The 11,163-nt window shown below is 66.0% G+C and carries 9 protein-coding genes; 7 read left to right on the plus strand and 2 right to left on the minus strand.

Annotation, left to right across the window (positions count from 1 at the left end; translation table 11 throughout):
• Positions 1-240: 240 nt before the first annotated feature.
• From IG02_RS0118335 to IG02_RS0118350, 4 genes are read left to right on the plus strand one after another with little or no spacing between them, the layout of a single operon-like run.
• Positions 241-1,857, plus strand: a complete 1,617-nt coding sequence (locus IG02_RS0118335; protein WP_030748740.1) for an NERD domain-containing protein — start codon at positions 241-243, stop codon at positions 1,855-1,857.
• Positions 1,854-5,012 (plus strand): helicase-related protein, encoded by a 3,159-nt coding sequence (locus IG02_RS0118340; protein WP_030748743.1) that lies wholly within the window; start codon positions 1,854-1,856, stop codon positions 5,010-5,012. The genes IG02_RS0118335 and IG02_RS0118340 overlap by 4 nt, the downstream gene beginning before the upstream one ends.
• A gap of 5 nt (positions 5,013-5,017) precedes the next feature.
• Positions 5,018-6,910 carry a DrmB family protein gene (gene drmB / locus IG02_RS0118345; protein WP_234314813.1) on the plus strand — a complete coding sequence of 631 codons (1,893 nt, stop codon included), beginning with the start codon at positions 5,018-5,020 and terminating at the stop codon, positions 6,908-6,910.
• Positions 6,907-8,007, plus strand: coding sequence for an AAA family ATPase (locus IG02_RS0118350; protein ID WP_030748749.1), 1,101 nt, complete (start codon positions 6,907-6,909; stop codon positions 8,005-8,007). Before drmB ends, IG02_RS0118350 begins: the two co-directional genes overlap by 4 nt.
• A gap of 85 nt (positions 8,008-8,092) precedes the next feature.
• Here the strand turns inward: IG02_RS0118350 and IG02_RS0118355 are convergent, their stop codons facing one another.
• Positions 8,093-8,542 (minus strand): hypothetical protein, encoded by a 450-nt coding sequence (locus tag IG02_RS0118355; RefSeq protein WP_158712332.1) that lies wholly within the window; start codon positions 8,540-8,542, stop codon positions 8,093-8,095.
• 32 nt (positions 8,543-8,574) lie between these two features.
• On the opposite strand from IG02_RS0118355, the gene IG02_RS0118360 reads away from it, so the two are divergent.
• Complete coding sequence (locus tag IG02_RS0118360) at positions 8,575-9,420, plus strand: helix-turn-helix domain-containing protein (protein WP_030748756.1); 846 nt, start codon at positions 8,575-8,577, stop codon at positions 9,418-9,420.
• Positions 9,420-9,629 (plus strand): DUF397 domain-containing protein, encoded by a 210-nt coding sequence (locus IG02_RS39485; protein WP_078854584.1) that lies wholly within the window; start codon positions 9,420-9,422, stop codon positions 9,627-9,629. Before IG02_RS0118360 ends, IG02_RS39485 begins: the two co-directional genes overlap by 1 nt.
• A 24-nt stretch (positions 9,630-9,653) precedes the next feature.
• Here IG02_RS39485 and IG02_RS36585 read toward each other — a convergent pair whose 3' ends face one another.
• Positions 9,654-10,628 carry a hypothetical protein gene (locus IG02_RS36585; RefSeq protein ID WP_037803295.1) on the minus strand — a complete coding sequence of 325 codons (975 nt, stop codon included), beginning with the start codon at positions 10,626-10,628 and terminating at the stop codon, positions 9,654-9,656.
• 160 nt (positions 10,629-10,788) lie between these two features.
• On the opposite strand from IG02_RS36585, the gene IG02_RS0118370 reads away from it, so the two are divergent.
• Positions 10,789-11,127, plus strand: a complete 339-nt coding sequence (locus tag IG02_RS0118370; protein ID WP_030748759.1) for a hypothetical protein — start codon at positions 10,789-10,791, stop codon at positions 11,125-11,127.
• The last annotated feature ends 36 nt before the right edge of the window (positions 11,128-11,163 follow it).

The raw sequence follows: 11,163 nt of genomic DNA on the forward strand, positions 1-11,163 counted from the left end.
GAATCGACGTGCGAGACGAACGAGCAGATCCCACCCGGCTTCATCCGCCGGTCTGCCGGCCCCGTCGTCCCGCTCCTCGTCCCTCACTCCCTCGTCCCCCGCATCACGCGCCGTGTGCCCCTGCCTCGTAGTCCATCACTCATCGAGCCGTCGCCGCCGGCACTTCCTCACCAGGTTTCATACCGCGAGATCCATCACCGGTATCTTAAGGAACCGAGGGTGGGACCATGGGGAGAGTGGATGCGGATCATTCCGAGCGAGATCTCGAACAACACCAGAAGTCAAGCCGAGCGAAGTGTGTTCACGGCCCTCAAGGCGATTCCGGACGACGAGAGCGTCGCGCTGCACTCGGTGCATCTTCCCCGACACCACAGGAAACGTGTCGGCGAGATCGACTTCGTCGTCATCATGCCGGACATCCTGCTCTTCATCGAGGTCAAGGGCGGCCAGGTCCAACAGCGCGACGGGAAGTGGTACTACGGCCCACCCGGCCGCCAAGACGGCCCCAAAGAGAGCCCTTTCGCCCAGGCCAACGGAGGGATGCACGAGTTCGACCGCGAGATCGGCACGCTGATCGGTGACCTGAGGGACCACGGCGTCCCCAGCGGCTACTTGGTGATCACGCCGGATGTCGATATCCCGCGCACGACAGAGTTCGAGCCCGAGCAGTATCTGAGCGCCACCGCCTACGACGGCGGACGTGGTCTGGCGCAGGGCCTGGAGCGGGCGACCCGGTTCTGGTCGACCCGGAACCCTTGGGCCCGGACTCCCGTATCCGCCGCCCTGCGCAAGAGGATGCTCGAAGCGGTCCGCCCGGATTTCGACCTCGTACCCAATCTGCACTCCCGACTGACGCACCTCGAGGCGACGTTCGAACGACTCACAAACGAACAACTCGCCAGACTGGACGATCTGGAGACTCATCCTCGCCTGACCTGGACCGGCGGCGCCGGCACCGGAAAAACGTTCCTTGCCGCCGAGGCCGCGCGTCGAAAGTCCGCAGCCGGCAGTGTCCTGTTCACCTGCGCGAGCACCACGCTTGCCACCCACCTGCGCCGAGTCCTCTCCGACCGTTCCATCACCGTCCTGCCCTTTGAGCGGCTGGACGAGGTCGGGCACCGAACCTTCGATCACCTGATCGTCGATGAGGCGCAGGATCTGATGACTCTCGACCATCTCGACGTCCTGGAGAATCTGGTCTCGGGCGGCCTCGACTCGGGCCGATGGGTCTTCATGCTCGACCAGAACAACCAGGTCCTGACGCCCGACGCCTACGACCCCGAGGCATGGGATTACCTGAGCAAGCTCGGGACACCCTACGGCCCCCTGAGGCGCAACTGCCGGAACACGGTGCAGATCGTCAAACAGGTTCGTCGCTACACGGGGGCGGACCCGGGTATCGCCTCCGCAGGTGAGGGCGAACCGGTCCGCTTCACCGACGTGAAAGCCCCTCAGGAGGAGGCCGCCGCTCTCGACGCCTACGTGGACAAGTTGGTCCGGGATGGTGTTTCACTGCGGGACATCACGGTGCTCTCCGCCTCCGGGAACTGGGAGACGAGTTCAGCCCGTCTCTCCCAGCGCGCCACCAAGATCGAGCGATTCGTCGACGTGGTCGGGACGGATCGGACGAAGCATCGGCTCACCTGGTCGTCCGTCTCCGATTTCAAGGGTCATGAGAATCGTGTCGTCTGCCTGATCGACCTCGAAGCCGAGCAGCTCAAAGGCCGCCTCGATACCCTCTACGTAGCCTGGACCAGGGCCCGTGCCCAGCTCTGGGTCGCTTGCCGCCCCGACACCCGCCGCACACTGAAAGATCTCGGCGTTGCCGTCCTGGCGCGAGAGGAGGGGCTCCGGTGAACGAATCGGAAGCACGGCTCTCCGAGCACCGCACCGAGTTCGTGGCCTACCTGCGTCGGCAGTTGGTCGGCCCCGCCGTCGCCGAGAACGAGACCCTCAGCGACCCTCCGGACCGTCGCTATCTGATGGGGACGCTGTATCCGCGTGGCGCCTCGCTGCTGGAGCACTCACAGCAGGACGGCGAACAGGCCTTCGACGAAACGGCGTCGGGAAACGGGGAGGAGGACAGCTTCGCCGACGACCCCGTCGCCGAGGCGAACGCTTGGCTCCCGTCGTCGCTCGGTTTCTCCTTCTTCACCGACGCGTCCCACTTGGACGTGACATGCGAGGCGTCCCGCTACGTGACGTCCCGCGAAGGCGGTCGCCGGCATTGGCAGAGACAGCCACGACTCTCCACCACGAAGACTGTCACGGCGGACGATACGGCCCCGATCCCCGTTCTGGAAGGACATGGCCGTCTCCACGTGCGGTGGCGCCCCTTCGGCGCCGGACATCTCGTCACGTGTGTCCTCGCCAACGCGCATACCGAGGAGGAGAGCACCTACAAGGACCGCGATCTGATGCTCTTCCAGGCCGCGCTTCGGGCGACCACGCTCGGCGGCCAGGTATTGGAGTATCCGAGCACCCGCCTCAACAGCCGTGACGAGGAGGAGCAGGAACTTCGTGTCCAGTACCGGCACATCGTGACCAGGGCCGTGGGGCATGGATGCGCCGTCGAGTGGGACTCCGATTCCGACGCGGTCACCACCCTGCGGGCGCAGGTCATGCCCCAGCAGGTCGTCGAACACATCAAACCGGACGGTCCCAAGGATCTGCCGATACTCAAGCTCGCGCGTCTGTCCCGGACCGATCTCACGGTGGAAGACCTCCGGGCTGAACTCGACGCCTTCGTTCTGGGGTATCGCGAGTGGTTCGAGACCCAGCGGTCACAGGCCGAGAACGTGCCGCGGTGGGCCTCCGAGCCCACCGCACGCATCCTCGGCCGCATCGAGACCGTACTCGACCGAATGGCGTCGGGGGTGGCGGCCCTCACCGCGGCGACACCCGCGGGAGAGAAGGCACGCGAAGCGTTTCGTCTGTCCAACCGGGCCATGGCTCTCCAGATGCTCCACAGCCGCCCGGAACTCGCGGGCAGCCGTCGGCGCAGGAACAGCGAAGTGGTCGAGCTGTCGGAACCGGGGAGCGACTACGCGTGGCACCCGTTCCAACTCGCCTACTTCCTCCTGGTGGTCGAGGGGCTGATGAATCCTGAGCACAAGGATCGCAGAACGGTCGACCTCATCTGGTTTCCCACGGGAGGCGGCAAGACGGAGGCGTACCTCCTCACCGCCTGCTTCGAGATCCTGTGGCGGCGCTTGCGGTTCGGTGCCCTCGGAGGCGGCACTGCCGTGCTGAGCCGGTACACCCTGAGCCTGCTCACTACACAGCAGTTCCAACGCACGGCGACGGCCGTCTGCGCACTTGAGTACATCAGGCGCGGAAAGGACAGGCCGCTCCTCTATGACCTGGGGGAGGAGCCCATCTCCATCGGGCTCTGGGTCGGCAAGGAGACCACTCCCAACCGGATCTCCGTCGCGCAGGACGAACTCGGGGTTCTGAAGCAGATGAACGAACCCGATGACCGCTTCCTCCTGGAACGCTGCCCTTGGTGCGGTACGGAAATCGTCCCGGCACGCGCGGGGCAGGACCAGGACTTCGGCATCCGGGCGGATGGTGTCACCACCTCGTTCTTCTGTCCACGTCAGGCCTGTGACTTCCACGACCTGCTCCCGGTGTCCGTCGTGGACGAACAGATCTATCGAGAACCTCCGACATTCGTACTCGGCACGGTGGACAAGTTCGCCCGCCTGGCGTGGGAGCGGGAGGCCGGGAACCTGTTCGGCAAGGACGGCAAACGCGCCCCCTCTCTGGTGATCCAGGACGAGTTGCACCTGCTGGCAGGCCCGCTGGGAACAACGGTCGGTCTCTACGAATCGGCCATCCTCGAACTGTGCGCTTGGGACGGCACCGTACCGAAGGTCATCGCGTCGACAGCGACCATCCGCCGCTCGCAGGACCAAGTGCGCAGCCTCTACGGTCGTCCGGCGCAACTCTTTCCCCCGGCGGGGATCAAAGCCGGCAGCTCCTACTTCGCCTCGCCCGACGAGGACAGGCCCGGGCGACTGTACGTGGGCGTGATGGCGCAGGGGCACACCGCCTCGACCTCCACCGTTCATGTGGGCGCAGCCGCGTTGCAGGCCCCGAAGGAGATCTGCGAGGACGACACGCTCCGCGACGCCTACTGGACCGCGGTCGCCTATCACAACAGCCTGCGGGAACTCGGACGCACCGTCACGATCGCGAGGGACGACATCCCCGCACGCCTTGAGCATCTGACGAAGGACGACACACTGCGGCGCCAGCTGAACGACGACTCGGTGGTCGAGCTGACCAGCAACATCCCCCGTGCTGCTCAGCCCCGACTCCTCGAACGTCTGGGCAAGAACTTCAAGAGTCCCGACAGCGTCTCCTTCCTCGCCACGACCAACATGCTCTCCGTGGGTGTCGACGTACCGCGACTCGGCCTCATGATCATGAACGGGCAGCCCAAGACGACCTCGGAATACATCCAGGCCACCAGCCGCGTCGGCCGTCGCCATGTACCAGGGCTGATCGTCACACTCTTCCGTTCGACCAAACCCCGCGATCGGTCCCACTACGAGTCGTTCGGCGTCTACCACCGCTCGCTCTATCGGCACGTCGAACCGACCAGCGTCACGCCGTGGTCCATGCCCTCGCGCAAGCGAGCACTGCACGCCGTGCTCACCATCCTGGTACGACATGGGATCGGCCTGGACGCGGAGGACAAGGCCGGGGACATCGTCCACCACGCATCCGAAGTCGCGCGGATCCGTGACCTTGTGGTGGATCACGTGCGGCGGGCCGATCCGGAGGAGGCCGAGGCCGCCGCCGAACACTTGGACGCGCGGATCGAGGAATGGCGGCAGGAGGCCGAGATCGCGCGTGGTGACGGCAGCCGGCTCCACTACCAGCCCCAGGGGCGAATGTACTCCGCGCTCCTCACCGATTTCGGCAAGCAGGACGGCATGTGGGAGACGGCCCAGTCGATGCGCAACGTCGATCGCGAGTGCCTCGTCGCCGTGAAGGGAGCGTGAGCGCGGTGAGAAATATTCGGCGAAAGGTCCGCAGGGCACAGACCATCGTCCCCTTCGGCGTCGGCGGGATCCTTGATCTCCGGGGCGAATCGTTCGTCGCCGGCGATATCAGAGGCTGGCCGGGAAACGCAGAACTGGTGGAGTCGCCCCGGCTCGCAAGGAAATTGAAGGTCGCACAGTTTCGTTCGGCCCCTGTCATCCCCTCCGGGAAAGCGGCCCACGCGACACGCGTCGGCCCCTCATATGTGCGATTTCCCAAGTGGCTCTTCTGCCCGAAGTGCCGAGAGATGCAGCTCTGGCTCACGGATCGCGAGATGAGGGACAAACAACCGACGTGCGGGCGATGCGCAGGGAAGTCGACACTGGCCCCGATGCGTTTCATCCAGGTATGCAGGGCCGGCCACATGGCCGACATCGACTGGCGTCGATGGGCTCATTCCAGGAGTGAAGGGCATGCACAGCGCCAATGCCAGGTCGACCGACTGCGATTCGTCGCCACACCCGAATCCTCCGGGCTCGATGCCCTTCGCGTCATCTGCGCCGTCTGTCGCGCCGGGCGTAATCTGGCGGGAATCAGCCAGAAGAACATTTTGCAGAAGATGGGCCTGCAATGCCCGGGGACCCACCCCTGGCAATCCGAGGCCGATGAGGCAGACTCCTGCGAGGAGCCACCGCAGGCGGTACAGCGCGGCGCCTCGAACGTCTACTTCCCGATCACGCATTCGGCACTCGACATCCCCGAACCCTCGGAGCTCACCGAGGACGACGAAGCCACCCAGAACATCGTCAACCATCGCTTCTGGCCGTACTATATCGACGAAGGCGACAGTCCGATGGCCGATCATTTCAGGGAGGCCATCGCCGAGGAGTGCGAGGTTCCGGAGCAATTCGTGGAGGCGCTGCGACGCCGCCAGACCGAAGAAGCCACGGCGACGTCGTATCCGGATCATTCGGAAGACGACCTGAGCATCGCCGAATGGACAGCCCTTTCCGTACCAGGATCCGTTGCCAACTCGGATACGTTCTCCGTACGTCGGACTCACCTGGGAATCGATCACGAACACCCTGAGTCGATGCGAAAACTGGATTCGAACATCTCCGCAGTGGTCGTCGCGGACCGGGTGCGCGAAGTGCGCGCCCTCGAAGGGTTCACCCGGTACGAGCCCAGCTCCGGCGATGGTGAGGGGTCCGAGGGCGGACGCATCGTCTCGGTCGACACACGCTCTCGCACTCAATGGCTGCCTGCCATAGAGACCTACGGCGAAGGAATCTTCATCGCCGTCGACGAGGACCGTCTGAGCACCTGGGAACGGCTTCCGTCGGTGCGCGACTGGACAGAGCGCATCGAACGCAACCTGACCGCCTCGTACAAGGCCGACCGCCTCAGAGAGAAATCAGGTCCGAAACTCCTCCCTCGCTTCGTGATGCTGCACACCTTGGCCCATCACTTCATCCGCCAGCTCTCGTACGACAGTGGATACAACGCGGCCTCGCTTCGAGAACGCGTCTACGCCCGAAGCCACGCCCCGGGAAGCGGGCTACCAGCACAGGCCGGAGTGTTCGTCTATACGGCTGCGGGGGATGCGGAAGGGACGCTGGGCGGGCTCGTCCGCCAGGGGCAACCTCCCAACCTCGCCGAGACCTTGATCAGGTTGCTCGAATCCGCTCAGTGGTGCTCGCAGGACCCTCTGTGTGCCGACTCGACCGGCAGGTCGCTGGCGAACCTCAACCGCGCTGCATGCCACGCGTGCACGCTCCTTCCCGAGACGTGCTGCGAGGTCGACAATTCTCTTCTGGACAGAACCCTGTTGATCGGTGACGGCGAAATCCCAGGATTCTTTCGGGGTGTCATCCAGGCCGCGCTGGAGGAATCGGCAGGCGCCGTCGAGCTGCCATGAGGATTCCTTCCCTGCTGGATCTGAACACCGAGCAACGGGCCGCGATCGATCTCCCCTTTCACGGAAATCACGTCATCACCGGTGCGGCAGGTTCCGGAAAGACCATAATGGCGGTCTACCGTGCCTGGGCACTGTCGGCCACCGGTCGCGACGTATCCCTCTTCACACACTCCAATCCGCTCCATCAGTACCTCGCTCAAGTCGCGCCGGACCTCACGGAAGCGATCAAAGTCACCACCTACCATCGATGGGTCAGGTGTTTCTGGAGCCGGCACTTCGAAACCGACCCGCCGAGCACCGACGAGGGGGGCTTCAGCTACGACTGGATCGAGATGCAGCGGAACTGCATCATGCGAGGCTTCAAGTCGAGCGCACACCTTGTGATCGACGAGGGCCAGAAGCTGCCCGTCGCTTTCTATCAGTGGTGCCGGATCGTTGGTGTCGGTGTTACCGTGTGCGCCGACGAGAACCAACGGATCGACGAAGATCAGAGCACTCTCCCCGAAATTTGCCGAGCCCTCGCCGTGGGCGCCGCCCCACTAGTACTGAGCGAGAACCATCGGAACACACGGGAGATCGCGACTCTGGCATCGGAGTTCCGTACGGATACCCGGGACGAGTTTTCCTCACCGACACGCGTGGGGCGTACCCCGACGATCCTTAAAGTTCCCTCGCTGGATCATCTCCTCAGCGGAGTCACTCAGTATTTCGGCGCCCATCCCAACCGAAGCATCGGAATTATCTGCAGGTCGACTCAAGTGCTGCGCGGCATCCAGAGCGCACTCACGGAACGCAAGCTGGCCAAGCATACCCAGGCATATGCGTCCGGCGATCGATATCGGGACACCATCGATTTTTCAGTACGGCCAATCCGCCTTGTGAGCACCGGCAGCGTGAAGGGCTTGGAGTTCGACAGCGTCTTCGTCCCGGACCTGGACGCGTACACCGAGGACCCGACCAGCGTGGAGGCACGCCTTCGCTTCCTCATGCTGTGCACTCGCGCCCGCGAAGACCTCTACTTCGCTTACCGAGGTCCCCGGGAGCCGGCCATCGTTTCGAGCATCCCGGAGTCTCTGTTGGTTCGACACGCCGCGTGATCTAGTCGCGCAGCGATTCCGTTCTTGTGCACGTACAGAACCACGCCTGCACACCGTCGCGTTGCGGCAGCATCAGTCATGGCCACTACGAATAGTCGATATCGATCGCTGTTCCGGCCCGAAAGGACACGGCTCCCGCACCGAGTTCCGCCTCGAAGCACGCCTGGGCGCGGTCCAATGCCTCGTCCGGGTCGCAGCCGTGGGCGCGGAGCCAGTGGAGGAGGTCGACGACCACGCCGATCGCGGCCTCCCGGGCCACCTCCACGCTCAGCCGATCGTGCTGATAAGGCACGAGGGGCCCTCGACGGGAATAGAGCGTCAGCAAGGCTTCGGATCTGAGCACTTCGGGTCGGTCGGTGTGACCGTCATGCGAGGTCAGCTCCGTGGCCAGCTCGCACCACGTGACTTTCGAGTCCCCGCGCAGAATCACGCCCCACCGTTCCGCCGTCGCGTCCACCAGCGACAGGCCCCGCCCTCCCTCCGCCTCATCGGAGGCGGCCAGCAGCGTGGGGAGGGCTCGGGTGACCAGTTGCACGCTCTGGAGGATCAACGCGAAGGGCCACGGGCATGGCTGTCGGACCAATAACACGCAGGCGCCAACTCGGCGCGGACCTCCGTCGCTTGCGTGAGAAGAAGGGCCTCACTCTTGAGGAGGCAGGGGACTCTGTCGGCATTTCCAAAGCGACTCTGAGCGGGTATGAGACGAAGGAAGGATCCGTCAAGTGGCCGGTGGTGGACGCGCTTTGCCGTGAGTACGGGGCCACCGATCAGGAGCGGTCGGCACTGGTCGAGTTGGCGAAGGGGGCCAAGATCCGCGGCTGGTGGCACTCACTGGCCGATCCGATCCCCGAGTCCATGAACCTCATGCTCACCCTGGAGGACGAGGCGGTACGCGAGGACCACTACGCCTCCGTGTACGTGCCGGGGCTCCTCCAGACCCGAGCCTACGCGGAGGCGGTGCACCGCGCGTCGGAGATGCGCTGTGACAAGCAGGAGCTCACGCACATGGTCGACATTCGTATGAAGCGACAGGAGTTGTTGGACAGGGCGCAACCACCGCACCTCTGGGCCGTGATCGACGAGGCGGTCGTCCGCCGGAAAGTCGGAGGCCGGGATGTCATGCGTGAGCAGTTGCGTTATCTGCTCACGCGGACGCAGGAACCACACATCACCTTTCAGGTTCTGCCGTTCGACGCCGGAGCCCATGCCGCGGCAGTCGGCAGCTTCGTCGTTCTCGGCGGGCCGACCCCCGAACTCGACGTCGTGTACGTGGACATCCTCGGCGGAGGGCTGTTCATGGAGAAGCCGCCGGAACTCGACCGCTATAGGTTGGCGTTCGAGTATCTGCGCGCACAGGCGTTGGACATCGAAGCGTCCGTCGCGCTCGTGAATCGGGTCTGCGAGGAGCTGTAGTGCGTGACGAAGAAGCACGGTGGTACAAGTCGTCGCACAGTGGTGGGAGCGGCACCGAGTGCGTCGAGGTCGCCGCGTTGGTGGGTCGTACGGCCATACGGGACTCCAAGGATCCAGGCGGGGGGCTGATCGCCGTTCCACGTGATGTCTGGCAGGGGTTCGTCGGGGCTCTACGACAGGGGCGACTCACTGACCCCGGCCAGGGGTAGCCGAACGCCGGGGTGGGTCAGACGTCAGGGGCGGACGATGATGTTGGGGCGGGGGCGGGAGGGGGCCTGGGTGAGTTTGGTGCGGAGGGCCGCCACCAGTACGGCGGGGTGGTCGCGGATCAGGGCCGGGCAGGCCGTGACCACGTCCACTCCGTGGGCCTCCAGGCGCAGGCGGCGGCGGAGGGTGGCGCGGTATTCGGCGACGCCCAGGTGGTATTCCTCCGAGTCGACTTCCAGGGCGACGCCCGCGAACGGCCAGTAGGCGTCCGGGCGGGCCAGGAAGGCGCCGGTGAGGGTCCGCAGGGTGGGGTTCCACAGGGGGTGGGGGAGGCCGGCGGTGCGGAGGGTGTCTCTGGCCTGGCCCTCGGCGATCGAGTGGATGCCGGCGCGGAGGTCGTCCAGGACGGTGCGGACCGCCGGATTGCGCAGGGCGTGTGAGGCGCGGAGTTCGGCGCGGAGGTCTTCCGGGTGGCAGCTGGTGCGCTGGACCGTGCTCGTGAGGAGGGCGCGCAGGCGTTCGGTCGACGGCTCGTGGGCCGCGAAATCGGACGCCGCGCGGACCGGGCGTACGCAGGGGATGCCCTCCACCAGCAGGGTGGGCGGCCGGCGGGTGGTGCGGCGCGGGCGTACGTACGCCGCGTCGCGCAGGCCGCGGTGCGCGCCGACCAGGATGTCCGCGCGGTGGGTGCCCGCGCCCCGTACGCCGTACAGGGCCAGTGCCGCCTCGCCGGTCAGGACGGCCGTCGTACCGGACAGGGGGGCCGGGCCGGCCGCCGCGTAGAGGACGGCGGCCAGCAGCCGCTGGCGCGGGTCGGGGGCTCCGGTCTGTATCAGGACCACGCCCGGGAGCAGGCGCTGCCACGGCCCGGCCGGCGCGCAGCGGCGCGCGGTGGTGCTGGGGGCCAGGCCGGTGGCGCGCAGCTGGCGGGTTGTCGCCAGGCGCAGCTGCGTACGGGAGAGATGAGCGACGGCCGCGTCCGCGGCGGTGGTACGAGGCATGGGTACGTGCTGCCCCGCCCCCGGCCCGAATCGGACATCCGTCGGCGTGCTGTGACAATCTCTTGCGTCCTCCGTTGCGTTGACGCATCCCCTCCACGCCAGTGACCGCCGCGAACCTGGTTAGGCTCGATCCCGTCCAGAACGGTGAAAGGCGGAAAAGATGACAGCGGAGTTGCGGATTCCGGCGGAGGCCGTGGCGGCCGGCGGGCTCGTCGGCGGGTACGCCGTCGCCCGGTGGACGAAGAAGCGTCCCCTCGGCGGGGTCGCGCTGGTCGCCGCCGGGGCCGTCGCCGCACGGCAGTGGTACGTGGCCGGCGGGACGAAGGCCGCGGCCGGGCTGAGCGCCGCGTACGTCGCCGCGTTCGCCGGGTCGCACCCCCTCGCCAAGAAAATTGGCGCCTGGCCTGCCGTTTTCGGCGTGGCCGGCGGCGTCGCGGCCGCCTCGTGGGCCGCCACCCGCCGCGCCGGACGCCGCACCGGGTCCGCTGCCGGAAGCTGAGCCCGAAGCTGAGCCGAAAAATATTTTCGGGGAGCT

Source organism: Streptomyces sp. NRRL F-5135, assembly GCF_000719775.1.
Taxonomy (GTDB): Bacteria; Actinomycetota; Actinomycetes; order Streptomycetales; family Streptomycetaceae; genus Streptomyces; species Streptomyces hebeiensis.

Bases quoted from the DNA above. Each gene is read 5' to 3' on its own strand.
- IG02_RS0118335 (WP_030748740.1), top strand. From the start codon at position 241: ATGCGGATCATTCCGAGCGAGATCTCGAACAACACCAGAAGTCAAGCC.
- IG02_RS0118350 (WP_030748749.1), top strand. From the start codon at position 6,907: ATGAGGATTCCTTCCCTGCTGGATCTGAACACCGAGCAACGGGCCGCG.
- IG02_RS0118360 (WP_030748756.1), top strand. From the start codon at position 8,575: ATGGCTGTCGGACCAATAACACGCAGGCGCCAACTCGGCGCGGACCTC.
- IG02_RS36585 (WP_037803295.1), bottom strand. From the start codon at position 10,628: ATGCCTCGTACCACCGCCGCGGACGCGGCCGTCGCTCATCTCTCCCGT.
- IG02_RS0118370 (WP_030748759.1), top strand. From the start codon at position 10,789: ATGACAGCGGAGTTGCGGATTCCGGCGGAGGCCGTGGCGGCCGGCGGG.